The organism is Pseudomonas parasichuanensis, assembly GCF_021601385.1.
Classification (GTDB): Bacteria; Pseudomonadota; Gammaproteobacteria; order Pseudomonadales; family Pseudomonadaceae; genus Aquipseudomonas; species Aquipseudomonas parasichuanensis.
Genome location: NZ_BQHO01000005.1, coordinates 206122 through 231462 on the forward strand (window position 1 = coordinate 206122; position 25341 = coordinate 231462).

Genomic DNA, 25341 nt, shown 5'->3' on the forward strand with positions numbered 1-25341 from the left:
ACAGACCATGACCCCACACCTGATCAAACTGCTCGGCCTGTCCGCCGCCCTGCTGGCCATCAGCCAGGGCGTGCGCGCCGAAGACGTCAAGGCGCCGACCTTCAGCGCCGAACCCTGCTGCCAGCTGTGCCCCGAGGCCCATGACGCCAGCCGCTACACCACGCGCTACCAGCAGAACTTCACCACCCTGGTGCAAGCCCAGGGCGACTGGCTGTTCCGTACCCGTGAAGACCTGCGCACCGAGTTCGACACCACCGCAGCCGGCTACAAGCGCCTGCAGCAGGTGCACGACGCGTTCAAGAAGCGCGGCGTCGAACTGGTGGTGGTGTACCAGCCCACCCGTGGCCTGGTGAACCGCAACATGCTCAAGCCCGAAGAGAAAGCCGCGTTCAATTATCAGAAGGCCCTGCACAACTACCAGGCCATGCTCGCCCGCTTCAGCAAGATGGGCTACAACGTGCCCGACCTGTCGCCGCTGACCAACGAGCAGCTGGCCGCGGCCGACCAGGGCAAGGACTTCTACTTCCGTGGCGACCAGCACTGGACGCCCTACGGTGCCGAGCGCGCAGCGAAGATCGTGGCCGACACCGTGCACCACATGCCGGCCTTCGAAGGCATCCCGCGCAAGGAATTCGAAACCAGGAAGTCCGGGCGCATGGGCAAGACCGGCACCCTGCACAACGTCGCCGGCCAGCTCTGCGGCAGCAGCTACGCGGTGCAGTACATGGACCAGTTCGCCACCGAGCCCAAGGGCGGCGCCAGCGGCGGCGACGACCTGTTCGGTGATTCGGGCAACGCGCAGATCACCCTGGTGGGCACCAGCCACAGCGGCAAGAACTACAACTTCTCGGGCTTTTTGGAACAGTACATCGGCGCCGACGTGCTCAACGTCGCCTTCCCCGGCGGTGGCCTGGAAGGCTCGATGATCCAGTACCTGGGCAGCGAGGAATTCCAGAAGAACCCGCCGAAGATCCTGATCTGGGAGTTCTCCCCGCTGTACCGCCTGGACCAGGAAACCATCTGGCGGCAGATCCTCGGCCTGCTCGACGACGGCTGCGACGACCGCCCTGCGCAGATGAGCGCCAGCGCCACCCTCAAGCCCGGCAAGAACGAGCTGATGGTCAATGGCAAGAATGGCGTGATCAAGGACCTGGTCAACCGCAACCACCAGCTCGACATCAAGTTCGAGGACAGCTCGGTGAAAGTGCTGCAGGCCACCCTGTGGTACCTCAACGGCCGCCACGAGGACATCAAGATCGAGAAGCCCGAGACCTCCGACACCGACGGGCGCTTCGTCTTCCAGATGCGCGAGGACGAAGACTGGGCAGGCCAGAACCTGCTCGCTTTGGAGGTACAAGGGCCAGAAAGCGGTACGCAGAAAGTCGAAGCCAAACTCTGCAAACGCAACAACTTCGCCAGCAACGCGCAGCACACCGCGCAAGCTGGCCAGTGAGGCGACCATGACATCCATCAGCCACAAGACTGCACCCGCCCTGCTCGCCCTCGCCCTGTTCGGCGGTGCGGCGCAGGCCGCGCTGGTACCGCCCCAGGGGTACTACGAGGGCATCGAGAAGCTCAAGACCGGCGACGGTAACTTCCGCTGCGAGGCGGCGCCCAGGCCCTACACCGGCTCGCTGCAGTTTCGCAGCAAGTACGAGGGCTCCGACAAGGCCCGGGCGACGCTCAATGTCGCCTCGGAGAAAGCCTTCCGTGACTCGACCAAGGACATCACCACCCTCGAGAAGGGCGTGAGCAAGATGATCGGCCAGTACATGCGCGACGGCCGCCCGGCCCAGCTCGACTGCGCTTTGGACTGGCTCGGCACCTGGGCCCGCGCCGACGCGCTGATGTCCACCGACTACAACCACACCGGCAAGTCCATGCGCAAATGGGCGCTGGGCAGCATGAGCGGTTCGTGGCTGCGCCTGAAGTTCTCCAACTCGCAGCCGTTGGCCGCGCACCAGGCCGAGGCCGAAGCCATCGAAAAATGGCTGGGCCGCCTGGCCTCGCAAACCGTGCGCGACTGGAGCGACCTGCCGCTGGAAAAGATCAACAACCACAGCTACTGGGCGGCCTGGTCGGTGATGGCCACCGCCGTGGCCACCGACCGCCGCGACCTGTTCGACTGGGCGGTGAAGGAATACCGGGTCGGCGCCAACCAGGTCGATGCCCAGGGCTTCTTGCCCAACGAGCTCAAGCGCAAGCAGCGTGCCCTGGCCTACCACAACTACGCCCTGCCACCGCTGGCGATGATCGCCAGCTTCGCCCAGGCCAATGGCGTGGATGTGCGCGGCGAGAACAACAACGCCCTGCGCCGCCTGGGCGAGAAGGTGCTGAACGGCTCGAAAGACCCCAGCGCGTTCAAGACCCGCAACGGCGAGAAGCAGGACATGGGCGACCTGAAGATCGACAGCAAGTACGCCTGGCTCGAACCCTGGTGCCAGCTGTACCGCTGCGACGCCGACACCCTCAAGCGCAAGCACGGCATGCAGCCGTTCAACAGCTTCAGGCTGGGGGGGGATGTAACGCGGGTCTACGACCCGAGTGCGGAACAGAAAAAGAAGTAACGCAAGACCCGATGACCCGAGAACCCTGTGGGAGCGGGCTTGCCCGCGAATGTGATCGATCTGGCAACGCTGCTGCTGCGGCTGACGCCTTAGCGGGCAAGCCCGCTCCCACAGGGATCGCATGGCCGTCGATAACTAGGTGACCTTCCACATGCGTGTGGGGGGTTTGGGGGGCGCTGTGCCCCAGGTGCTGTGCATAACTAGGAGAACCGGGATGGTCTTCTCGTCCAACGTGTTCCTGTTCCTGTTCCTGCCGGTCTTCCTCGGCTTGTACTACGTGAGCGGGAACCGCTATCGCAACCTGCTGCTGCTGGTTGCCAGCTACATCTTCTACGCCTGGTGGCGGGTGGACTTCCTCGCCCTGTTCGCCGGCGTCACCCTGTGGAACTACTGGATCGGCCTGAAGGTGGGCGCCGCCGGCGTGCGCACCAAGCCCGCCCAGCGCTGGCTGCTGCTGGGCGTTGGAGTCGACCTGTGCATCCTCGGCTACTTCAAGTACGCCAACTTCGGGGTGGACAGCCTCAACGCGATCATGACCTCGATGGGCCTGGAGCCGTTCATCCTCACCCACGTGCTGCTGCCGATCGGTATCTCGTTCTACATCTTCGAGTCGATCAGCTACATCATCGACGTGTACCGCGGCGACACTCCGGCCACCCGCAACCTGATCGACTTCGCAGCGTTCGTGGCGATCTTCCCGCACCTGATCGCCGGCCCCGTGCTGCGCTTCAAGGACCTGGTCGACCAGTTCAACAACCGCACCCACACCCTGGACAAGTTCTCCGAAGGCTGCACCCGCTTCATGCAGGGCTTCATCAAGAAGGTGTTCATCGCCGACACCCTGGCGGTGGTCGCCGACCACTGCTTCGCCCTGCAGAACCCCACCACCGGTGATGCCTGGCTCGGCGCCCTGGCCTACACCGCGCAGCTGTACTTCGACTTCAGCGGCTACAGCGACATGGCCATCGGCCTGGGCCTGATGATGGGCTTCCGTTTCATGGAGAACTTCAAGCAGCCCTACATCAGCCAGTCGATCACCGAGTTCTGGCGCCGTTGGCACATCAGCCTGTCCACCTGGCTGCGCGACTACCTGTACATCACCCTGGGCGGCAACCGCAAAGGCACCTTCAACACCTACCGCAACCTGTTCCTGACCATGCTGCTGGGCGGGCTGTGGCACGGCGCCAACTTCACCTACATCATCTGGGGCGCCTGGCACGGCCTGTGGCTGGCCATCGAACGCGCACTGGGGCTGGACACCAACCCGCAGCGCTTCAACCCGGTGAAATGGGCCTTCACCTTCCTGCTGGTGGTGGTCGGCTGGGTGATCTTCCGCGCCGAGAACCTGCATGTGGCCGCCCGCATGTACGGCGCCATGTTCAGCTTCGGCGACTGGCAACTGTCGGAACTCAACAGCGCCCAACTCACCGGCCTGCAGGTGGCAACCCTGATCGTGGCCTACCTGAGCCTGGCGTTCTTCGGCCTGCGCGACTTCTACCGCAATGCCAAGCCCACCCCCATCACCACCCCGGTGCAGATCAACGCCGACGGTTCGGTGGGCCTGGACTGGACGCGGATCATGACCCGCGCCCTGGTGCTGCTGCTGTTCATCGCCTCGGTGCTCAAGCTCTCGGCGCAGAGCTACTCACCGTTCCTGTACTTCCAGTTCTGAGGCCCGACACATGAACCGGACACTTCGCATCACTTATTCCCTGTCATTCATGGGCCTGCTGGTCGGGCTGGGCGCCTGGTCGGTCGGCGGGCTGGACAGCTTCACCCGCACCGGGCAGATGACCCTGCTCGACGGCAAGCTGGCCAAGGCCGCCGAAACCCATTACGACGAGCAGTTCCCGATCAAGCGCCTGGGCACCAACCTGTGGGCCGCGCTGGACTACAAGTTGTTCAACGAAGGCCGCCCCGGCGTGGTGCTGGGCCGCGACCAGTGGTTGTTCAGCGACGAGGAATTCAAACCCACCGTCGCCGCGCAGCAGCAGATGCAGGACAACCTGGCGCTGGTGCGCGGCATCCGCGACACCTTGCAGCGCCAGGGCGTGCAACTGGTGCTGGCGATCGTCCCGGCCAAGGCCCGGCTGTATTCCGAGTACCTCGGCAAACAGGCGCCGGCCAGCCTGCACGACGAGCTGTTCAACCAGTTCCACGCCCAGGCACGCCAGGCCAATGTGTTCGCCCCCGACCTGCTGGCGCCGCTGGAGCAAGCCAAGGCCCGTGGCCAGGTGTTCCTGCGCACCGACACCCATTGGACGCCGATGGGCGCCGAGGTGGTCGCCCAGTCCCTGGCCGAAGCCGTCAACCGCCAAGGCCTGCTCACTGGCGAGCCGCAGGCCTACATCACCGAGGCCGGCGCCAGCGCGCCGTACAAGGGCGATCTGACCAACTTCCTGCCGCTGGACCCGCTGTTCAGCAACCTGCTGCCCACCCCGGACACCCTGCAGCAACGCAAGACCCACCCGGTGCAGGCCGAAGGTGAAAGCGGCGACGACGCGCTGTTCGACGACAGCCGCATCCCGGTGGCGCTGGTGGGCACCAGCTACAGCGCCAACCCGCACTGGAACTTCCTCGGCGCGCTGCAGCAGGCCCTGCGCAGCGACGTCGCCAACTACGCCGAAGACGGCCACGGCCCGCTGCTGCCGATGCTCAAGTACCTGCAAAGCGACGCCTTCAAGAACGCCCCGCCACAGGTGGTGGTGTGGGAATTCCCCGAACGCTATCTGCCAATGAAGAACGACCTCAGCAGCTTCGACCCACAGTGGATCGCGCAGCTGAAGAACTCCCGCAAATCCGAAGAAAACCTGGCCTTGTCGTCCAACCGGACGGACCACTGAAAGAGAGGAACACGCACATGACTAGCAAAACCAAAATTGCCAAAGCCCTCACCCTCGCAGCCGGCCTGACCCTGGCTTCGATGCACGCCTTCGCCGGCGCCGACGCCGCCCTCTACGGCCCGAGCGCGCCCAAGGGCTCGACCTTCGTGCGCCTGTACAACGCCGCAAGCAGCCCCACCGCCGCGAGCGTGGGCAACACCCAGATCAAGCAGGTCGGCGCCCAGGCCAGCAGCGACTTCAGCTTCCTGCCCGGCGGCGACTACACCGCCCAGGTCGGCGGCAAGAGCGTCCCGGTGAAACTGGCCTCGGACAAGTACTACACCCTGGTCAATAACGCAGGCGGCAACCCACAGCTGATCGAAGAACCACCGTTCAAGAACAAGCAGAAAGCCCTGGTGCGCGTGCAAAACCTCAGCGACCAGCAACTGACCCTGAAAACCGCCGACGGCAAGACCGAAGTGGTCAAGCCGGTGGCCGCCAAGGGCCGTGGCGAGCGCGAGATCAACCCGGTCAAGGTCAACCTCGCGCTGTATGCAGGCGACAAGAAAGTCGGCGATGTCAAACCCGTCGCCCTGGAGCGCGGCGAAGCCGCCGTGCTGTACGTCACCGGCTCCGGCAGCAGCCTGTCGCCGGTCTGGGTCACCCGCCCAGTGTCCACCAACTGATCCCTGCCTCTTAACGACCTTATTGGAGAAACAACATGATCCCGGTAATTCTTTCTGGTGGTAGCGGTTCGCGTCTGTGGCCTCTGTCGCGCAAGCAGTTCCCCAAGCAGTTCCTGGCCCTGACCGGCGAGCACACGCTGTTCCAGCAGACCATCCAGCGCCTGGTGTTCGACGGCATGGACAGCCCCATCGTGGTCTGCAACAAGGACCACAAGTTCATCGTCCAGGAGCAGCTGGCTGCACTGAAACTGGAAACCCAGGCCATCCTCATGGAGCCCTTCGGCCGCAACACCGCCCCCGCGGTGGCGATGACCGCCATGAAGCTGGTCAACGAAGGCCGTGACGAGTTGATGCTGGTGCTGCCGGCCGACCACGTGATCGAGGACCAGAAGGCCCTGCAACGCGCCCTGGCCCTGGCCACCGTGGCCGCCGAGCGCGGCGAGATGGTGCTGTTCGGCGTGCCGGCGACCAAGCCCGAGACCGGCTACGGCTACATCCGCTCCAGCCAGGACGCGCTGCTGCCCGAAGGCGTGGCGCGGGTGGCGCAGTTCGTCGAGAAGCCCGACGAGAAACGCGCCGGCGAATTCGTCCGTGCCGGTGGCTACTTCTGGAACAGCGGCATGTTCCTGTTCCGCGCCAGCCGCTTCCTCGAAGAGCTGAAGAAACACGACCCGGACATCTACGACACCTGCCTGCTGGCCCTGGAACGCAGCGACGAAGAGGCCGATGTGCTGAGCATCGACGAAGCCACCTTCGCCTGCTGCCCGGACAACTCCATCGACTACGCGGTGATGGAGAAGACCCAGCGCGCCTGCGTGGTGCCACTGTCGGCCGGCTGGAGCGACGTGGGCTGCTGGTCGTCGCTGTGGGATGTGCACGAGAAAGACGACAACGGCAACGTCACCAAGGGCGATGTGGTGGTGCAGGACAGCCATAACTGCATGATCCACGGCAACGGCAAGCTGGTGTCGGTGATCGGCCTTGAGAACATCGTGGTGGTGGAAACCAAGGACGCCATGATGATTGCCCACAAGGACAAGGTCCAAGGCGTCAAGCAGCTGGTCAACACCCTCGACGCGCAAGGCCGGACCGAGACCCAGAACCACCTCGAGGTGTACCGCCCGTGGGGCTCGTACGACTCGGTGGACATGGGCGGGCGCTTCCAGGTCAAGCACATCACCGTCAAGCCGGGCGCCGCCCTGTCGCTGCAGATGCACCACCACCGTGCCGAGCACTGGATCGTGGTGTCCGGCACCGCCGAGGTGACCTGTGACGAGAACGTGTTCCTGCTGACCGAGAACCAGTCCACCTACATCCCGATCGCCTCGGTGCACCGCCTGCGCAACCCGGGCAAGATCCCGCTGGAGATCATCGAAGTGCAGTCCGGGAGCTACCTGGGCGAGGATGATATCGAGCGCTTCGAGGATGTGTATGGGCGTACTTCCACGCCGGTCGAACGCGGGGTTTCGGTGAAGACCATCGCGCAGTAACAACTGCGAGCTTCAAGCAATAAGCGGCAAGAAGAAGCGAAACGGTGATGAGTCGAGCATTCTGACTCACCACCGTTTCGCTTTTTTCTTGTGGCTTGCAGCTTGAAGCTTGCAGCTCCAAGATGTTGGAACCCTCGAACGGAATCTGGACACCATGATCATCGGCGCCCTGCTCGTCCTCACCTGGCTGGTCCTGCTGCTGCGCTACCCGGCCAAGGCGTTGCCGATCTCCCTGGCGGCCGTGTGCGGCCTGGGGCTGGTGGCGCTGGGCGTCGCCTGGCAGGACAGCCGCGAAGCGTCGCAACTGGCGCGCCTGGACCTGCGCCTGAGCTACGCCCCCGATCAATGCCCGGCCGACCGCGCCCTGCAGGTGCGCATGAAGAACGGCAACGAAGTCCCCTTGTCAGAACTGCGCTGGCGCGTCGGTGCCTATGCGCCGGGCGATACCGTGAACCTGGCTGAGAACACCTATGCCGCCCCGCGCTATCGTGGCCCGGGCGAATTGCAGCCCGGTGCCGAGTGGAGCGATTGCCTGCCGTTGCCGCCGCTGCGCTCGGGGTATCGGCCACAGACCCTGGAGTTTCGTGCCGAGCATCTGCAAGGTACATTCGCCAATTGATTCTGCTTCCTGCACCGGCCTCTTCGCGGGCAGCCCGCTCCCACAGGATCTGCGCGCTCCGCAAAATCAGCGCGGTACCTGGGGGAGCGGGCTTGCCCGCGAAGAGGCCGGTGCAGATAACATCAAACCCTTCAGCTAACAGGCCCGCCCCATGCCCACCGTCCTCATCACCGGTTGTTCCAGCGGCATCGGCCGCGCCCTGGCCGACGCCTTCCGCGATGCCGGCCACGAAGTCTGGGCCACCGCCCGCAAGCTCGACGATGTCGACACCCTGCTCGCCGCCGGCTTTGCCGCACGGCAACTGGATGTGAATGACAGCGAGGCATTGACCCGCCTGGCCGACGAACTCGAAGACCGCCACGGCGGCCTCGACATCCTCATCAACAACGCCGGCTACGGCGCCATGGGCCCACTGCTCGACGGCGGCGTCGAGGCCATGCGCCAACAGTTCGAAACCAATGTATTCGCCCTGGTGGGCGTGACCCGCGCGCTGTTCCCGCTGCTGCGGCGCTCGCGTGGGCTGGTGGTGAATATCGGCAGTGTCTCGGGCGTGCTGGTCACCCCGTTCGCCGGCGCCTACTGCGCCTCGAAGGCCGCCGTGCACGGGCTGACCGACGCCCTGCGCCTGGAGCTGGCGCCGTTCGGTATCCGGGTGATGGAAGTGCAGCCGGGGGCGATTGCCTCGCAGTTCGCCAGCAACGCCCAGCAACAGGCCGAACAGGTGCTGGCGAGCGATTCGCCGTGGTGGCCATTGCGCGAACAGGTGCAGGCCCGGGCGCGGGCTTCGCAGGACCGGCCGACTTCGGCGGCGGTGTTTGCCCAGCGGTTGCTGGCCGCCACGCGCAAGTCGCCAGTGCCGGCGCTGGTGCGTATCGGCAATGGCAGCACGGCGTTGCCGTTGATGGCGCGGGTGTTGCCGCAGCGGCTGCTGGATTGGGTGTTGCGCAAGCGGTTCGGGTTGCTGCGGCCGCTCTGAGCTGACGCCTACACAGTTCAAACCTTGTCAAACGCCTGCCAGCCCCCACCCAGGGCCTTGTACAACCCCACCAACGCCTGGGACACCGCCGCCGAGCTGTCGATCCACTGCTCCTCGCTGGCCAGCAGCGCACCCTGCACGGTCAGCACATTGAGAAAGTCCACCGCCCCTTCCACATACTGGCGCTGCGCAGTCTCCAAAGCGATGCGGTTCTGCCGCACCGCCTCGGCCAGGTGGTCGCGGCGCAGCTGGCTGGCGTTGTACAGGCGCAGCACGTCGTCGATCTCATGCCAGGCGCCAAGCACCACCTTGCGGTAGTTAAGCGCCGCTTCCTGCTGCTGGGCTTCGCGCAGTTCCAGCGTGCCCTTGAGCCGCCCACCCTCGAAAATCGGCAGCGACAGTTGCGGCCCGAAGGCGAAGCGTCGTGAATCCCAGGCACCGAAATCGGACAACTGCATGGCCTGGAAGCCGACACTGCCCGACAGGCGAATGCTCGGGTAGAAGTCGGCCTTGGCCACGCCAATGCTGGCGGTGGCCGCATGCAGTCGTGCTTCGGCCTGGCGGATGTCCGGGCGGCGCTCGGCCAGCTCCGACGGCACGCCGATGGCAAAGCGTTGCTGTGGTTCGGGCAGCTCGCCACCTTGCAACAGCTCGCTTTGCAGGCTGCGCGGTGGTTCGGCGGCAAGCAGGCTGAGGGCGTTGATCAGGTCGTCGCGGCGGGCCTCCAGGGTCGGCAGGCGGGCTTCGATCGACGCCACCTGGGCGCTGGCCTGGGCCACGTCGAGCCGGGTGGCGACACCTTGGGCCTGGCGGTCCTCGGACAGTTTCAGGCTGTGGCGGGCAACCTTGAGGTTGTCCTGGGTCACGTCCAGGGTGTGCTGTACGGCACGCAGCTGGATGTAGTTGCCGGCGGTTTCCGAGAGCAGCGCCAGCAGCACGCCACGGCGGTCGTTCTCGGCCACTTCGACCGTGGCGTCGGCCGCCTCGACCTGGCGCCGCACACGGCCCCACAGGTCAAGCTCCCAACCGGCGACCAGGTCGCCCTGCCACAGGTTGAAAGCCGACTTGCCCGCCTTGCCCGACGGATCGCTCAAACCTTCGGCGCTGTTGCGCGCACGGCTGTAGCCGGCATTCACATCCACCGACGGTGCTTCGTCCGCCGCCACGGTGCTGCGCAGGGCGCGGCTTTGCAGCAAACGCGCGCTGGCCATCTGCAGGTCGAGGTTGCGCTCGGCGACCTTCTGGATCAGGGCGCTCAGGCGCGGGTCGTGGAAGCTGTCCCACCAGCGCAGTTCCAACGGTTCGGCCACCGGCTGGCTGGTGGCGGCCTGGGCTTGCAGCGCGGCCCAGTCTTTTGGCGCTTCGCTGGCAGGGCGCTGGAAGTCGGGCCCGAGGGTACAGCCGGCGAGGAGCATGGCCAGCAGGACGGGGGCCGCTGCGCGCCCCTTTCGCGGCACAAGGCCGCTCCTACCAGCGACCGCGATCCCCTGTAGGAGCGGCCTTGTGTCGCGAAAGGGGCGCGCAGCGGCCCCGGCAATCTCGAAGCTTTCAAGCGCATCGTTCATCGCGCAGTCACCTCTTTGCCGCCCAGCTTGTCGCCCTGTGTATCGATGGTCGCTTCCACCGACATGCCCACCCGCAGGCGTGCCAGCAACGGCTGACCGTCATCGAAGACGATCTTCACCGGGATGCGCTGCACCACCTTGGTGAAGTTGCCGGTGGCGTTGTCGGGTTTTACCGCAGCGAAGGTCACCCCGGTGGCCGGGGCAATGCTTTCGACATGGCCGTGCAGCTTTTCACCGGAGAAGGTATCGACGCTGATGCTCACCGGCTGGCCCGGCTGCACGTGGGTCAGCTGGGTTTCCTGGAAGTTGCCGACGATATAGGCGCGCTCCAGCGGTACCACCGACAGCAGCCGCGCCCCTGGATTCACGTAGGCACCCACGCGCAGGGCGCGCTCGCCGACCATGCCGTCCACCGGCGCAGTAATGCGGGTGTAGGACAGGTCCAGCTGCGCTTTCTCCAGGCCCGCTTCGGCACGTTTGAGCTGGCCATCGGCACTGGCCACCTGGGCGCTGAGGATGTCCACCTGCTTGCGCGTGGCCACCAGGGCCGCCTGGGTATTGGCCAGCCGTGCACGTGCCTGGTCAACCCGGCTTTGTGCCTGCTGGGCATTCTGCACGGTGCCGGCGCCCTGCTCGGCCAGGCGGCTGTAGCGGGTGACTTCGTGGTCGGCGAAGGCGGCCTCGGCCTGGGCCGCTTTTACCGCCGCTTCAGCCTGGGCAATCAGGGCCGCCTGGCGCTCCAGGGTGGCGCGGGCATCCAGGCTCTGGGCCTTGGCCACCAGCAGTTGGGCCTGGGCCGCATCGAGGGCGGCCTGGTAGTCACGCGGGTCGATGGTCGCCAGCAACTGGCCGGCCGTGACCTGCTGGTTGTCTTCCACCAGCACCTCCTTGATGAAGCCCGCCACCTTGGGCGCGACCACGGTGTAGTCGGCGGTGATGTAGGCATCGTTGGTGCTCTGGCGATGCTCGCTGCCGAGCATCCAGGGCCCGACGATAGCGGCCAGCACGGCGACGGCGAGTGCCGAACCGATGAAAAGCGTTTTACGGTTGTTGGTCATTTGCGGTTTCTCGAATTCATCCACAGGCTCAGGCCACCGCACGCGGTGGGTAGATCCGGGTAGGCACGAAGGGGATCAGGCAGATCAGGGCGACGGCGAAGCCCGCCATCACCAGGTAAAGGTCGGCCGAGGTCAGCACCAGGGCCTGCTCATGAATGCGCCTGGCCAGGCCGGCTGTGTTGTCGTCGATCAGCGGCGCATTGCCCAGGCTGTCGACCAGGTGGTTGGAATGGAAATGCCGGCGCACGGTGCCCAGGGCATCGAGCAGGCCACCGGCGATCACCGCCGACAGGCCCTTGACCGTGTTGAACCAGCTGGAGGCGAACGGGCCTTCCTGCGGGGTCATGCCGTTGGTGGAGAGCATCAGCAGCGGCAGCACCGCCATCGGCTGGCCGAACACCTGCAGCAGGTAGAAAGGGTAGAAGTCGCCGCGGATCCACTGCGAGGTGAGCAGGCTGCTGCCGACGCACGACGCCGCCAGCATGGCCAGCCCGAGCGCCAGCACCCAACGGCAGTCCACCGCGCGGATGTTGCACAGCGCCGCCGTCAACGGCAGGGCGATCAGCTGGGGCATGGCCACCAGCATCATCAACGGGCTGGTCTGCGCCGGGCGATAGCCCTGGATCTGCGCGAGGTACGCAGACGGAATGCTGCCCACCCCCGAGAGCACGATCAGCACCCCGGCCAGGGTCACCAGGGCGAAACTCAGGTTGCGCCGCGACAGCATGCGCAGCTGGAAGAACGGCAGCGGCTCGGACCATTCGTTGTACATGAACAGCACCAGCAACAGCAGGCCACCGCCGAGCAGCCAGCAGATCAGCGGCGAGTCGAACCAGCCCCAGCGGTCACCCAGCGACAGGCCAAGCACGATGCTGCTGATCGCCGGCAGGCCGAGCAGCACGCCGCGCCAGTCGAACTGCTTGAAGCGCTCCAGGCGCAGCGGGTCCTGGGGCAGGCCCCAGCCCACGCAGGCGATGGCCAGCAGGGAGGGCAGGATGATCTGCCAGAACGCCCACTGCCAGCCGACGTATTCGGTCCACAGGCCCGCCAGCGGCGTGCCCAGGTTGGGCCCGAAGGTGGCGGTCAGGGCGTAGCAGGCCAGGCCGTAGACCTTGATGCCCGGCGGCAGGAAACGCAGCGCCACGCTCATCAGCATCGGTGGCAAGGCGCCGGAGGCGAAGCCTTGCACAATGCGCAGCAACATCAGGCTGTGCAGGTTGGGGGCGAAGGGTTGGATCAGGCCGAGCACGGCGAACAGGCCGACGGCGGTCATGGTGAAACGGCGCAGCGAAAAGGTAGTGGCCAGCCACGGGGCGAAGGCCATGGCCGACACCGAGGCGGCGCTGTACACCGCCAGCAGCCAGGCGCCTTCGTCGGCGCCGATGGCCATGGCGCCACGGATATCGCTCAGGGAAATCTTGGTCACCGCCTCGTTGAGCCCGGCGCACAACACCGCCAGCAACACGCCGAACAACCCCACCACCACCCGCAGGCCGAACGCCGTTTGCGCAGGGGCGGCCGGCGCGGGGGCGGCGGCCAGCGCGGCGGAAGGCGCGGTCAGGGAACTCATGGAATGACATCTCCAGCAACAAATTCAGGGCTGGGAGAAGTCTAAGAAGGTCGAATGCTGACGAAAACTGACTTGTTTACAGGTTTATGTTGCGTCATACGCAATCGGAGATCATTCGGGGGCGCACCTCACATCAGCCAGACTCAGGGATCCAGGCTGCCACAGGCCTTCAACGTCTGTCGCAACCAGCGATGCGCCGGGTCATTGTCGAACCGCGGGTGCCAGGCCTGCTTCACATTCACCGGCTCCAACGGCACCGGGATCTCGAACGAGCGCAGCGGCAGCTTCAGCCGCTGCACGCTGTTGAGGATATTGGCCGGCATCGGCAGGATCAGGTCGGAATCGGGCAGCGAGAACATCGCCGAATGGAAGCTGGTGGTGATCAGCGCCACCCGCCGCTCCACCTTGTGTTCGGCCAGCGACACATCGATCGGCCCATTGGCCCGCCCGCGCCGCGACACGCTGATCTGCGGGTAGGCGGCGAAACGCTCGGGGGTGATCGGGCCATCGAAGATCGGGTGATCCTCGCGGGCCATCCCCACGAAGTAGGTATTGAACAGGCTCTGCACCTTGATCTCCGGCCCCAGCTCGACGGCCGAGCTGATGATCAGGTCGATCTGCCCGTTGCGCAGCACCGCATCGTCGTCGCCGCTGCCCTCGGGCACGAAGCGCAGCACCGTGCGCGGCGCCTGGGCCAGCATCATGCGCAGCAGCTGGGCGCCGTACAGGGCGATGAACAGGTCGTTGGTGCGGATGTTGAAGGCCCGCTCGAGGTTGGCCAGGTCAACGTCTTCGCGGCTGCGGAACACCAGCCCGGCCTGCTCCACCAGCCCGTGCACCTGGTCGCGCAGGGCCAGCGCCCGCGGCGTCGGTACCAGGCCACGGCCGGCGCGCACCAGGATCGGGTCGCCAAGGGCCTCGCGAATGCGCCCCAGGGTGCGGCTCATGGCCGCCGGGCTCAGGTTCATGCGCTGCGCGGCGCCGACCACGCTGCCCTCGTCGAGCAGCACATCGAGGGCGACGAGCAGGTTCATGTCCGGGAGTTGCATGGCTGTTGTCCGTGACAGCTGTGGGAAACGCGATGGTATCAGGTTGCCGATTGCGTCAGACGCAACGGCGCCGTGCGTGGGGGGCCATTTATTTGCCGGGGTGAATGACTCGACAATGGCGTGAGCTTCTTCGCGGGCAAGCCCGCTCCCACGGCGTGCGCATCACCTGTGGGAGCGGGCTTGCCCGCGAAGAGGCCAGCACTGCCACCCCTTCTTCAAAGGATTGCACATGCCTCACCCAGTCCTGATCGCCATCGACGCCTCCCCCGCCGTCGCCAGCCTGCTCACCCTCGCCCGCCGCTACTGCCGCCCCGGCGAGCACACCCTGCACGTGCTGCTGGCCATCGACGCGACCTTCGCCGTGCACGAGCAGCGCACGGCCTACACCGAGCAAGAGCTGGAGGAATACCCCGCCGCCTGCGACGAGCAGCAGTTGGCTGAACAGGCCGTGAGCAGCGCCGTGAAGACTTTGCGCGAAGCCGGCTTCGACAGCCTGGGCTGCATGGTCGCCGGCCAGCCGGAGGACGTCATCGTCGCCAAGGCCCAGGAGTTGGAGTGCGAGCTGATCATCATGGGGCACCGCCATCTGTCGCGGCTTGGACGACTGCTGGATCCGTCGATCAGCGCCAAAGTGATCGACCGGGTACAGGTGCCGGTGCTGGTTGGTGCGGCCAATCATCCCTGAACCCGTACAAATACCCCAAGTAATCAAGTGAGCGCGGCAGCCAGTAAGCCAGGCCTTATACGCTCGGCCAACAGGGCAATGTCCTCGTCATCTTTGCCTAGATTCTCAAAGGCAAACGGGTTAAGCATCTGACGGGTAGCGAGTACGTTCTGGTCGACGATGCTGATCGCCGATTGCCGGCAGACTGCCTGCCAATGCGCACCGATAGCTTCAAGTTGGCCGATGACGATCGCCCGGGCCTCGCCTCGATCAAGCAGGAACAGGTGTGCGGCATCCAGGCAGAGGGCTACCTGGCTCTGATTGGCCTGCCCCATGATCAACATGCCTTGGCTAGCCACGTTGCCCGAGCGGCTTTGCGGGCATATGTCGTAGGCCGGTGTCAGCGAATAGACCCGACCGTCGAAAAACGCAGCATGGTTGCGCGCATGGTCATCGGTGTTGCCACACAGCACATTGAACACCAGTCTTGCGAAAAGCTCATGAAGATCGGCCCGTGGGTCCTGGAAGTCCTTGCGGATCACATGGGTCAGGGCTTCATAGCTGGTGTAGCGGGCCATCATTTCATCCAGCCCCTGCAGCGTAAGCGCAGACACCATGATCTTGCGTGCCCAGCCATCGGCAAGCCTGACGCGGTCGAAGCGCTCGATGAGCAAGACATCCTTGCCCAGCACCTTTTCCAGTTTCACGGGCGCTGCATTCAAGCCCAGCAAGCTGGCCAGGCGCATCATGATGAACTCAGACTTCACCACACTGATGGTGTCGTTGGAGGCCGAAAACTTGGCGACATATTTGCGCAGGTCTTCCTGGATCAACGCCTTGGGCCTTGCTCCGCCAATGGACGATCCATGGCGCAGTGCCTGATCCAGCTCAGGCGTCAGGGGTATCCCCTGTTCAACCAGCGCCGCAGCGTCGAGCAGCTCTGCCAATGTCGCGTTGTCGTTGCTTCGCGCAACGTAATGGCTTGGCGAAACCTGAAAGTCGAGCGCACCGATGCGGTCCGACCCCGACTCGAGCATGTAAGTCTGCTCGTCCAGGTCCTGGTTATAGGCGGCCGAACCTGCCTTGCCGTATAGCCTGTTGATGATGACTCGCCGGCCCCAGGCATCGGGCGATGCATCTCGGACACCACTGGCCAGTTTCATGCCCTCAGGCGGCGCGATGATTTCGCTGCCCAGTGGTAGCTCAAGTGAGTTCAGGGGGATCGCTTGAGGATTTTCCAGGTAACTGCGGCCATAGAGAAAGGCAAACCGATCATCGCCCTGGCGCACCAGCCGCCCGGCAACGACAGGCTGGCAGGCACCAGGTAGCCAGGTCCAGACGAAGCAAGGCGTTGACGCTGTCGAACTAGAAGTCATTGCTCACCTCCTGCCGTGGTTTCTGGACACGTGCCGGCAGCAGGGCCAACTTGTCCTGCAGCGAGGTTGCAAGGTTGTTGTAATGCGCAGGGGCATCGAACAGATGGATACCTAACAGATAGGCCACTTCGAACACCAAGCCGATTTCACATTTCGGATCACCCGCTTCAATGCGACGCAGTGTACCTCTGGTCACACCCACCCGGTCGGCAAGGTCCTGCTGGGTCAGGCCCCGCTCCTTGCGCTTGAGCGCAATGAGCTGACTAAAGAGGTGTAGAGCGCCCTGGGTGGTGGGCGAATAGGTGCGTTGTGACATGGGATGCACTCCACAGGCTGTATGCGGATTATCCTCTTTGCACGAGCATTGGCAACAAATTGTACTTTATAAAGATCTTTAAATGACTTAATGATCTTTTTGTAGACCAATGAATGACAGAATAGCTCCGTTGGAATCACCTGCGCATTCGCCGCTGCGATTTACCCGCGAATGCGTCAGTCATGCCAGCTCAACGTCCGAATCAACCCTCGCTCGGCTTAACCACCACCGTACAAGTCGTCCCCGCCGCCAACAGGTACCCCTGCGGCATTTCATCGATATGGATCCGCACCGGCACCCGCTGCGCCAGCCTTACCCAGTTGAAGGTCGGGTTCACATCGGCGATCAACTCGCGGCTTTGCGGGTTGTCGCGGTCGTAGATACCCCGGGCAATGCTCTCCACATGCCCGCTGAGGCGCTCGCCGCTCATCATCTGCAGCTCGGCCACATCGCCCACCTTCACATGGGGCAGCTTGGTCTCCTCGAAGAAGCCGTACACCCAGAACGAGTTTTCATCCACCACCGCCATCACCGCCTCGCCGGTGCGGGCGTAGTCGCCCTTGTGGATGTTCAGGTTGGTCACGTAGCCATCGACGGTAGCGACGATCTGCGTACGTTTGAGGTTCAACTCGGCCGCCGCCAGTTGGGCCTGGGCCTGCTGGTAGTCGGCCAGGGCGGAGCTTGCGATGTTGCTGGCGTCGTCACGGTTCTCTTTCGAGATCACCAGGTTGTCCATGTCGGCGCGGCGCTTGGCGTTGACCTTGCGCATCTCCCAGGTGGCCTTGCGCGATGCCACCAGCGCCTTGGCCTGGTCCACCGCCAGCTGGTAGTGCTCGGGGTCGATGCGGATCAGCACATCGCCCTTCTTCACCCGCTGGTTGTCCTTGACCGGTACGTCCACCACATAGCCCGGCGCGTCGGCGGCGACGTTGATGATGTCGGCGCGCACGCGGCCGTCGCGGGTCCAGGGCGTGGTCATGTAGTGCAGCCACAACTGGCGGCCGATCACCACGGCAGCGGTCAGCACCAGCAGGGTGGCGATCAGGCTGAAGAACTTTTTCATCGAAGGTTTCTCACCAGTAGAGCGACAGCGCCAGGGCGCCGAACAGGCAGACGAACAGGGAAAGGCGCAACAGCGCCGGGTGCCAGAAGAAGCGGTAGCCGTCATGGCTGGCAATGAAGCGGTCCAGCCCCCAGGCCAGGCCCAGGGCGAACAGGAACATCAAGGTCATGGTGGGCATGTACACGCCATGGAAGGCGATCTCACGGGGCATGGTGCAGTCCTTTCGCCGGTGCCAGTGGCGATTGTGGGTCGAGCAGGGAGGTTCGGATGAAGTGCAGGTAGCTCTGCGCCCGGCGCAGTACCGAGGTGTCGAAGTGCCGGGCGAAGGGTTCGTCGGTGGCCTGCACCCGGCTGATGGCATGGTCCACCGCCACCAGGGCGCGTTCGTGGTTGCTGGCGCTGGGTTGCAGGAACAGCCGCGCCAACGCCCGGCCCATCACGCGGATGGCCTGGCGCCACGGCTGCGATTCGGCATAGGCCGGGTGCACCGGCGCGCGGGCCTGCTCCTTGCGCAGTTCGATGACGGCGTGGCCGATCTCAAGCACCGTGAACATCCAGCCCATCAGCTCGCTTTGCACCTGGGGCTTGCCGGCGGCCAGGCCATAGGCCTGGTGCAGCAGGTCGCGGGTGCGGCTTTCGAAGGCCGAGCCCAGGCCGCGCAGGCGCCCGCTGATGGCGAACAGCACCTGCTCGCGCAACTCCTGCTCCAGGCGGCTCCACAACCAGCGGCTGTTGGGCGGCAGGATGATCGCCCCGGCGGCGGCGCAGACGAACATGCCGATGACCATGCCGATGTAGTCGTTGATGAAGGTGTAGGGGTTGTAGACGGTGAGGTTGTTGGGCACCGAACCGATGGCGAAGAACACCAGCAAGCCCAGGCCATAGCCGGCATAGGCTGGGCGTGAGGCGAGGAACGCGCCGAGCACGAACACCGGCGCCAGTACCATGCACAACAACGGGAAGCCGTCGATCCAGGGGAACACGAAAAAGGTTTCGAAGAAGCCGATGAAGGCGCCGATGGCGGTGCCGCAGGCCATCTGGAACGACATGCGCTTGGGGTTCGGCGAGGCCGCCGACAGGCCCACGGTGACGGTGGCGATCAGGGTCATCATGGCGCCGCTGGGCCAGTCGCTGAGCAGCCAGTAGCTGCCCAGTAGCAACAGTACCGCCGAGGCGCGCACGCCAGCGGCCAGCGACACCAGCCAACTGGTCTGGGCCACGTAGGGCTCGTCCCACTGCTCGCGCTCGTGGGTATGGGCGGCCAGCGAGGCGTGGGTCTCGGCGTAGCTGTACATCTCGTCGACGAAACGGTAGAGCAGCTCGAAGGCGGTGTGGAAATCGAGCAGGTCGGACTCGCTGGGATTGGTTTCCAGGTAGTCCGCCCGCAAGCCACGCACTTGAGCCTGCAGGCCTTCCTTGTAGGTGCCCAGTTCCAGCGCCAGGCGCAAAGCGTCGGCATCGGTCAGGGCTCGGCCTACGTAAGGCTGCAGCAGCTCGGCCAGCGTCTCCAGGCCCGGCTCGATGGCGCCGACGATCTGCAGCGGGCCACGGGCGCGCAGGCGCTCCAGCAGCCGGTGCAGGGCGTTGAAGCGGGTGGTGATGGCCATGAACTCACTGTTCATGCGCACCAGCCGGCCAGAGCGGCGGCGCATGTGCGGGTCTTCGAAGGCGGTGACGTTGCGCAGGCTCTCAAGCCCCACCGCCTCGGCGACGAAGCGTACGTTGCTGGTCTCGTAGCGGTCGCGCTGGCTGTCGCCGCGCAGCGCTTCGACCACCACCCCGGCGAAGGTGCCGAAGCGCTGGTACAAGGCGTTGCGCATGGCGGCGCTGGCCGACTGCGGCAGGATCGCGGCGCTGACGAAGGTCGACACCAGGATGCCCAGGGCGATTTCCAGCACCCGCCACACCGCCGCCATGAACGCCTGGTCGGGGTGCTCCAGCACCGGCAGGCCGATCATCGCCGCGGTGTAGCCGGCCAGCACGAAACCGTAGGCGCGGAAGGTGCGGTAGCGCATGGCCCCGGCCGAGCACAGGCCCACCCACAGGGCCAGGCTGGGCAGGAACAGCTCGGTGTTCTGCGGGAAGATCGCGATCAGCGCGACCATCATCGCCGAACCGGCCAGGGTGCCGAGCACCCGGTAGAAACTCTTGGCGAACACATGGCCGCTTTGCGGCTGCATGACGATGAACACGGTGATCATCGCCGTGCGCGGCTGCGGCAGCTCCAGGCGCATGGCCAGCCACAGGGTGATGAAGGCGGCGGCCAGGACCTTGAAGATGTACACCCAGGTAACGCCGTCGGTGCGCGCCCAGGCGAAGAACCCCCGGCGCCATTCCAGGCTTTGCAGCCAGCGCAGGGGCAAACTCAGTGCGCTCATTGGGCGTGGTCCGCGTGGTCGAGGAGTTTGTCGACTACCGTCAGGGCGGCCGGGGTCTTCGGTGCGGCCTGGCGCTGCTCATCCGGTACGTCCTTGCCGGCTTCAAGCCCACCGCCCAGGGCGGTGACCAACTCGGCATGGGCGATCAGGCGCGCGGCCTGCACTTGCTGTTGCACCTGTTGCTGGCGGAACAGCAGGGTCTGGGCGTTGAGCACGTTGAGGTAGTCGGTGAGGCCGCGCTGGAAGGCCACGGTGGCGATGTCGTAGGTCTTCTGCGCGGCGGCCACGGATTCGGCGGCGAAGTGTGATTGCTCTTTCATCGACTCGCGGCGGATCAACTGGTCGGAGATGTTCTTCAGCGCGCCGATCACCGTCTGGTTGTAGCGCGCCACGGCCACGTCATAGCCGGCCGAAGCCACGCCCAGCTGCGAACGCAGGCGTCCGCCATCGAAGATCGGCAAGGTGATGGCCGGCCCGACGTTGTAGTTGAACTTGCGCCCGGTGAGGAATTCCAGCGGGCCGCCGCCGGTGGCCATGAAGCCGAGGCTGCCCACCAGGTCGACGTTGGGGAAGAAGCCGGCATGGGCCACATCGATGCCGCGCGCCTGGGCGGCGACCTGCCAGCGGCTGGCGACCACGTCGGGGCGCTGGCCGACCAGTTCGGCGGGCAGGTTCGACGGCAGCGTGAGCGGCGCGCCGAGGGTCAGGCTTGGGCGCTGCAATTTGCCGCCCTCCCCCGGGCCCTTGCCGGCCAGGGCCGCCAGCTGGTTGCGGGTCAGGGCGATTGCTTCGTTGAGGCTGTCGATCTGGCGGTGGGTCTCGGGCAGCGGCGCTTCGGCCTGGCTGACCTCGAAATGGGTGCCGATGCCACCGTCGAGGCGGCGCTTGGCCAGGGCGACAATCTGCTCCTGCTGGGCCAGCTCGGCCTGGACGATGTCACGCCGGGCGAACTGCAGGCTGAGCTGGATGTAGCTGCGCACCACGTTGCTTTCCAGCTCCAGCTGGGCCTGGCGCGCTTCGGCGACGCTCATGTGGGCCTGATCCACGGCCTGCTCGGTGGCATTGCGTTCACGGCCCCACAGGTCCAGCGCGTAGCTGAAGCCGATAGCGGCGTTGTTGTCCCAGGTGTTGGCACCGGACAGTGCGCCGGGGCCGTAGAACTGATCCTCGGGCCAGTTGTGCCGTTTGAGCGTGGCCTGGCCGTTGGCCTGGAGCTGCTCGGCCGACTCGACCACGCCGGCCATGGCCTTGGCTTCACGCACCCGCGCGGCGGCCATGGCCATGCTCGGGCTGCCCTGCAGGGCCAGCGCTACCCAGCCGTCCAATTGTGGGTCGCCATAGGCGCGCCACCACTGCTGGGCCGGCCAATGGGCATCACGCGCCGCCTCGCGAATGGCGGCGTCGGTGGTCAATTGGTTGGCTTGGATTGTCTTGCTTTGCGGGGCAATGCCCCAGGTTCCGATACAGCCGCTCAAGGACAAGCTAAGGGCACAGGCACTGAGCGCTCGGAGCGCTCCGATGTGGCGACGCGGCACAGCTGCGATTTCCCGAGGAAGAGGTGGAGGGGCTGGGCCATTCTAGGGGTGGGTTTCATTGGCGATAAGCGCATATTCCTGCGAATCTTTGTTACCAAAACAGCGATAATCCGGCTTTGGTCGAACGTGCATTCACGTTACTTCATGTCACAATTTTGTCCTCTAACCCGAGAGTGACCCATGGACACCCTGCAAAACATGCGTGCTTTCAGTTGTGTGGCCCAGCTCGGCAGTTTCACTGCCGCCGCCGTGCAACTGGATACGACCACCGCGAACGTCTCGCGCGCGGTCTCCAACCTGGAAGCCCATCTGCAAACCCGCCTGCTCAACCGCACCACCCGGCGCATCGCGCTGACCGAGGCAGGCAAGCGCTACCTGATGCGCTGCGAACAGATCTTGAGTTACGTCGAGGAGGCCGAAGCCGAGGCCAGCGATGCCCACGCCCGCCCTGCCGGGCAACTGAAGGTGCATTCGATGACCGGCGTGGGCCAGCATTTCGTGGTCGATGCCATCGCCCGTTACCGCGAATCGCACCCGGACGTGACCTTCGACCTGACCATGGCCAACCGCGTGCCCGACCTGCTCGACGAGGGCTACGACGTGTCCATCGTGCTGGCCACCGAGTTGCCGGACTCGGGCTTCGTCTCGCAGCGCCTGGGCATCACCTACAGCATCGTCTGCGCCTCGCCCGAGTACGTGGCGCGCCACGGCACCGCGCACAAGCCGGCCGACCTGCTCAAGCATTCGTGCCTGCGCATGGTCAGCCCGGTGATCCCGCTGGAAAAGTGGCTGTTCGACGGGCCGGAGGGCCAGGAGCTGGTCAACATCACCACCTCGCCGTTCCAGGTGAACTCGGCCGATGCGATGAAGACCGCGATCCGCAGCAGCATGGGCGTGGGGGTGCTGCCGATCTATTCGGCCATCGATGCCCTGCGCGATGGCAGCATCGTGCGGATCATGCCCGACTACCGCCTGCAGGAGCTCAACCTGTACGCGATCTACCCGTCGCGCCAGTACCTGGATGCCAAGATCAAGACCTGGGTCGAGTACCTGCGCAACTCGCTGCCGGAGATTCTGGCGGCCCATGAGGCGGACCTGAAGACCCACCAGGTGCTAATCGCCAACTGAAAAAGCTGCTGCATTGGGGCGCGGGACAATGGTAGGTTGCTAACCATTGATTTCAGCGTCTGGCAGAAAGGGCCATGGGAGGGCGTTGCCCTCCTTTCGCGGCACAAGGCCGCTCCTACAGGAGGCACGCGTTCCCTTTGTAGGAGCGGCCTTGCGCCGCGAAAGGGCCGCAACGCGGCCCCGCTTTTCTACCCGACTCCACTCCCCCGCCTTGCAGAGAAGCCCGATGAAAAAGACCGTCCTGGCCTTCAGCCGCATCACCCCGGCAATGGCCGAACGCCTGCAGCAAGACTTCAACGTGATCCTGCCCAACCCGAAACTGGGCGACATCGCCGCCCAGTTCAACGAAGCCCTGCCCGAGGCCCATGGCCTGATCGGCGTGGGCCGCAAGCTCGGCCGCGCGCAGCTCGAAGGCGCGGGCAAGCTTGAGGTGGTCTCGAGCGTTTCGGTCGGCTACGACAACTACGACCTGGCCTACTTCAACGAACGCGGCATCGCCCTGACCAACACGCCCGACGTGCTCACCGAAAGCACCGCCGACCTGGGCTTCGCCCTGGTCATGGGCTGCGCCCGCCGCACCGCCGAGCTCGATGCCTGGACCAAGGCCGGCCAGTGGCAGGCCACCGTGGGCCCGGCGCACTTCGGCACCGACGTGCACGGCAAGACCCTGGGGATCGTCGGCATGGGCAATATCGGCGCGGCCATCGCCCGCCGTGGCCGCTTCGGGTTCAACATGAACGTCCTGTACGCCGGCAACAGCCGCAAGGCAGCGCTGGAACAGGAACTGGGCGCACAGTTCCGTAGCCTGGATGAGCTGTTGGCCGAGGCCGATTTCGTCTGCATCGTGGTGCCGCTGTCCGAGGCCACCCGCAAGTTGATCGGCGCCCGTGAGTTGAAGCTCATGAAGCCCAGCGCGTTCCTGATCAACATCGCCCGTGGGCCGGTGGTGGATGAGGCGGCGTTGATCGAGGCGCTGCAGGCCGGGACCATCCGTGGCGCCGGCCTGGATGTGTACGAGAAGGAGCCGCTGGCCGACTCGCCGCTGTTCAAGCTGCCCAATGCCCTCACGCTGCCGCACGTCGGTTCGGCCACCGCCGAAACCCGCGAGGCCATGGCCAACCGGGCGATCGACAACCTGCGCGCGGCGCTGCTGGGTGAGCGGCCGCGGGACCTGGTGAATCCGCAGGTGTGGAAGGGCTGAGACACTCTGTTGACAGTGCTTGCCTATTCGCGGGTAAACCCGCTCCCACAGGTTAGCTAGATACCTGTGGGAGCGGGTTTACCCGCGAAGAAGGCATCACGATTGGCAGTGTCCTATTTGGCCATCGCCGTCATCGTTACTGCTTTAGCCTTAGGCTTGCGAAACACCAGCACATTCCCCGCCATCACCACCACCAGGCCCAACAGCGCCGGCGGTGTCCACTGATACCCCTCGGCGAACGCCGACACATTCAGCGCCACCAGCGGGAACAGTACCGTGCAGTAGGCTGCGCGCTCCGGCCCCATGCGCCCGACCAGGGTGAGGTAGGCGGTGAAGCCGATCACCGAGCCCGGGATCACCAGGTACAGCAGCGAACCGATATAGCGCGTGTTCCATTCCATCTGGAACGGGATGCCGCTGACCAGGCAGTACACCGCCAGCATCGATGCGCCGTAGAGCATGCCCCAGGCATTGGTGGTCATGGGCTTGAGCCCGGCCCGCTGCTGCACGCTGGAGAGCATGTTGCCGGCCGAGAAACACAAGGTGCCGAGCAGCGCCAGGCCCAGGCCGTAGAGGGTTTCGCGGCTGGCGGCGTGGTGTGACAGCTCCGGCCAGAACAAAAGCCCCAGACCCAGCAGGCCCATGGCACCGCCGGCGAGTACATTGGCGGCGATCTTCTGGCCGAAGAAGATCCGCGCATTGAGCGCATTCCACAGGGTGGCGGTGGAAAACACCACGGCGATCAGACCGCTTGCGACCCATTGGCTGGCCGTAAGGAAGCACATGAAGTTGACGCAGAACAGGCAGAAACCCTGGGCCATGCACACCAGGTGGCCGCGCCTGTCCATGGGTTGCAGGCGCCGGCTAAGCAGAAGGATGGCGAACAGGATCAACCCGGCCAGGGCGAAGCGGTAGACGATCGACACCGGGATGGCGACCACGCCCAGCTGCAGTTTGAGGGCGATCCAGGTGGTGCCCCAGATCAGGACGGTGAGCAGGTAGAGCGACAGGTTCATGGTGACATCCTCAGGCATTGGAACCCGGGGCCGCTGTGCGACCCATCGCCGGCAAGCCGGCTCCCACAGGTGAAGTGCAAACCTCCTGGGCTGCACATTCCTGTGGGAGCTGGCTTGCCAGCGATCGAGGGCGCAGCCCTCGCCAGGCCTTGCAGTCTTCACCTGGCGCCGCCCCTGCGCTTGCACAAACTTGCGCTTTTGCTCATCAGGTAGCTGCCAGCCCCTCGCCATCGCAGTACGATGGCCACCAGAGGACCCGCCC

The 25341-nt window shown here is 65.1% G+C and carries 22 protein-coding genes; 11 read left to right on the top strand and 11 right to left on the bottom strand.

Features of this window, described 5'->3' with window-relative positions:
• Positions 1-7: 7 nt before the first annotated feature.
• The 8 genes from L6D77_RS06540 (at position 8) to L6D77_RS06575 (ending at position 9160) form a co-directional block, all read left to right on the top strand.
• Positions 8-1453 (top strand): alginate O-acetyltransferase, encoded by a 1446-nt coding sequence (locus tag L6D77_RS06540; protein WP_232882171.1) that lies wholly within the window; start codon positions 8-10, stop codon positions 1451-1453.
• A gap of 7 nt (positions 1454-1460) precedes the next feature.
• Complete coding sequence (locus L6D77_RS06545) at positions 1461-2567, top strand: mannuronate-specific alginate lyase (protein WP_232882170.1); 1107 nt, start codon at positions 1461-1463, stop codon at positions 2565-2567.
• A 214-nt stretch (positions 2568-2781) separates the two neighbouring features.
• On the top strand, positions 2782-4239 hold the full coding sequence (locus L6D77_RS06550) for an MBOAT family O-acyltransferase (protein ID WP_232882169.1): 1458 nt from the start codon (positions 2782-2784) through the stop codon (positions 4237-4239).
• Positions 4240-4249: 10 nt separating this feature from the next.
• Positions 4250-5410, top strand: coding sequence for an alginate O-acetyltransferase (locus tag L6D77_RS06555; RefSeq protein WP_232882168.1), 1161 nt, complete (start codon positions 4250-4252; stop codon positions 5408-5410).
• Between the two features lie 17 nt (positions 5411-5427).
• The gene (locus L6D77_RS06560; RefSeq protein WP_232882167.1) at positions 5428-6075 is read left to right on the top strand and encodes an alginate O-acetyltransferase AlgF; all 648 of its coding nucleotides are present in this window, start codon (positions 5428-5430) and stop codon (positions 6073-6075) included.
• Positions 6076-6110: 35 nt separating this feature from the next.
• Complete coding sequence (locus L6D77_RS06565; protein WP_232882166.1) at positions 6111-7565, top strand: mannose-1-phosphate guanylyltransferase/mannose-6-phosphate isomerase; 1455 nt, start codon at positions 6111-6113, stop codon at positions 7563-7565.
• A gap of 154 nt (positions 7566-7719) precedes the next feature.
• Positions 7720-8184 (top strand): multidrug transporter, encoded by a 465-nt coding sequence (locus L6D77_RS06570; RefSeq protein WP_232882165.1) that lies wholly within the window; start codon positions 7720-7722, stop codon positions 8182-8184.
• 151 nt (positions 8185-8335) lie between these two features.
• Positions 8336-9160 carry an SDR family oxidoreductase gene (locus tag L6D77_RS06575; RefSeq protein WP_232882164.1) on the top strand — a complete coding sequence of 275 codons (825 nt, stop codon included), beginning with the start codon at positions 8336-8338 and terminating at the stop codon, positions 9158-9160.
• A 17-nt stretch (positions 9161-9177) separates the two neighbouring features.
• Here L6D77_RS06575 and L6D77_RS06580 read toward each other — a convergent pair whose 3' ends face one another.
• The 4 genes from L6D77_RS06580 to L6D77_RS06595 form a co-directional block, all read right to left on the bottom strand.
• Positions 9178-10575 carry an efflux transporter outer membrane subunit gene (locus L6D77_RS06580; RefSeq protein ID WP_232882287.1) on the bottom strand — a complete coding sequence of 466 codons (1398 nt, stop codon included), beginning with the start codon at positions 10573-10575 and terminating at the stop codon, positions 9178-9180.
• A gap of 146 nt (positions 10576-10721) precedes the next feature.
• Complete coding sequence (locus L6D77_RS06585; protein WP_232882163.1) at positions 10722-11783, bottom strand: HlyD family secretion protein; 1062 nt, start codon at positions 11781-11783, stop codon at positions 10722-10724.
• 28 nt (positions 11784-11811) lie between these two features.
• Complete coding sequence (locus L6D77_RS06590; RefSeq protein ID WP_232882162.1) at positions 11812-13353, bottom strand: MFS transporter; 1542 nt, start codon at positions 13351-13353, stop codon at positions 11812-11814.
• Between the two features lie 143 nt (positions 13354-13496).
• Entirely contained in the window at positions 13497-14402 is a 906-nt protein-coding gene (locus L6D77_RS06595; protein ID WP_232882161.1) for a LysR family transcriptional regulator, read from the bottom strand.
• Positions 14403-14631: 229 nt separating this feature from the next.
• On the opposite strand from L6D77_RS06595, the gene L6D77_RS06600 reads away from it, so the two are divergent.
• On the top strand, positions 14632-15087 hold the full coding sequence (locus L6D77_RS06600) for a universal stress protein (RefSeq protein WP_232882160.1): 456 nt from the start codon (positions 14632-14634) through the stop codon (positions 15085-15087).
• A 23-nt stretch (positions 15088-15110) separates the two neighbouring features.
• On the opposite strand, the gene L6D77_RS06605 is transcribed toward L6D77_RS06600, so the two are convergent.
• The 6 genes from L6D77_RS06605 to L6D77_RS06630 all read right to left on the bottom strand — a co-directional run bounded on the left by L6D77_RS06605 (position 15111) and on the right by L6D77_RS06630 (position 21734).
• The gene (locus L6D77_RS06605) at positions 15111-16442 is read right to left on the bottom strand and encodes a type II toxin-antitoxin system HipA family toxin (protein WP_232882159.1); all 1332 of its coding nucleotides are present in this window, start codon (positions 16440-16442) and stop codon (positions 15111-15113) included.
• Entirely contained in the window at positions 16432-16758 is a 327-nt protein-coding gene (locus tag L6D77_RS06610; RefSeq protein WP_232882158.1) for a helix-turn-helix transcriptional regulator, read from the bottom strand. The genes L6D77_RS06605 and L6D77_RS06610 overlap by 11 nt, the downstream gene beginning before the upstream one ends.
• Before the next feature lie 202 nt (positions 16759-16960).
• Entirely contained in the window at positions 16961-17821 is an 861-nt protein-coding gene (locus tag L6D77_RS06615; protein ID WP_232882157.1) for an efflux RND transporter periplasmic adaptor subunit, read from the bottom strand.
• A gap of 10 nt (positions 17822-17831) precedes the next feature.
• A complete protein-coding gene (locus tag L6D77_RS06620; protein WP_008097766.1) occupies positions 17832-18032 on the bottom strand; it encodes a DUF1656 domain-containing protein in 201 nt (66 codons plus the stop codon).
• Complete coding sequence (locus L6D77_RS06625; protein WP_232882156.1) at positions 18022-20199, bottom strand: FUSC family protein; 2178 nt, start codon at positions 20197-20199, stop codon at positions 18022-18024. The genes L6D77_RS06620 and L6D77_RS06625 overlap by 11 nt, the downstream gene beginning before the upstream one ends.
• Entirely contained in the window at positions 20196-21734 is a 1539-nt protein-coding gene (locus L6D77_RS06630) for an efflux transporter outer membrane subunit (protein WP_232882155.1), read from the bottom strand. The genes L6D77_RS06625 and L6D77_RS06630 overlap by 4 nt, the downstream gene beginning before the upstream one ends.
• Before the next feature lie 180 nt (positions 21735-21914).
• On the opposite strand from L6D77_RS06630, the gene L6D77_RS06635 reads away from it, so the two are divergent.
• Both L6D77_RS06635 and L6D77_RS06640 read left to right on the top strand, forming a co-directional pair.
• Positions 21915-22862 carry a LysR family transcriptional regulator gene (locus L6D77_RS06635; RefSeq protein WP_125462652.1) on the top strand — a complete coding sequence of 316 codons (948 nt, stop codon included), beginning with the start codon at positions 21915-21917 and terminating at the stop codon, positions 22860-22862.
• Between the two features lie 226 nt (positions 22863-23088).
• On the top strand, positions 23089-24063 hold the full coding sequence (locus L6D77_RS06640) for a 2-hydroxyacid dehydrogenase (protein WP_232882154.1): 975 nt from the start codon (positions 23089-23091) through the stop codon (positions 24061-24063).
• A gap of 113 nt (positions 24064-24176) precedes the next feature.
• Here the strand turns inward: L6D77_RS06640 and L6D77_RS06645 are convergent, their stop codons facing one another.
• Entirely contained in the window at positions 24177-25079 is a 903-nt protein-coding gene (locus L6D77_RS06645) for a DMT family transporter (RefSeq protein WP_232882153.1), read from the bottom strand.
• Positions 25080-25341 lie beyond the last annotated feature (262 nt).